Raw genomic sequence first — 521 nt, forward strand, 5'->3', positions numbered from 1 at the left:
CCATCTTCAGCCCCAGACTGGATACTTCCATCACGCAGGCATCACACCCGGCATCGACCATCTGCCGCAAAAGCCGCTGCAGGTCACAGCTTTCGGGGGTGGTGTGCTGCAGGGTGTGGCGATATCCCGGCCAGCTGACGCCGTTGGTGCCGATCAACCCTACCTTGCGCCCGGCGGCTTCCAGCACTGCGGCAATCAGGTGGGCGGTGGTGGTTTTGCCCTTTGTACCGGTAATGCCGATCATGGTCATCTGCCGGGCCGGGGCACCGTATAGCTGTATGGCCAGCTGGGCCAATGCCCGGCGGCTGTGGGTCACCTGCACTACCGGCAGGTCTTGCGGCAAACCGTCGGGTAACCGCTCGCATACGATGCCCGCTGCCCCTGCTGCCGCAGCCTGTAAAGCATAGTTGTGGCCGTCGGTGTGCAACCCGGGCAGGCAAACGAACAAGGCTCCCGGCGTTACGGCCCGGGAATCATAACAAAGGTCCCGGATTTCGGTGCGGGCGTCGCCCTGCAGCACA

General features: G+C 63.7%; 1 protein-coding gene. It reads right to left on the minus strand.

Annotation, left to right across the window (positions count from 1 at the left end; translation table 11 throughout):
• The coding region (locus H6B10_RS15170) for a Mur ligase family protein (protein WP_243427424.1) at positions 1-521 on the minus strand (521 nt) is incomplete at both ends.

It is taken from the genome of Gemmiger formicilis (assembly GCF_016901605.1).
GTDB classification, from domain to species: Bacteria; Bacillota; Clostridia; order Oscillospirales; family Ruminococcaceae; genus Gemmiger; species Gemmiger formicilis_B.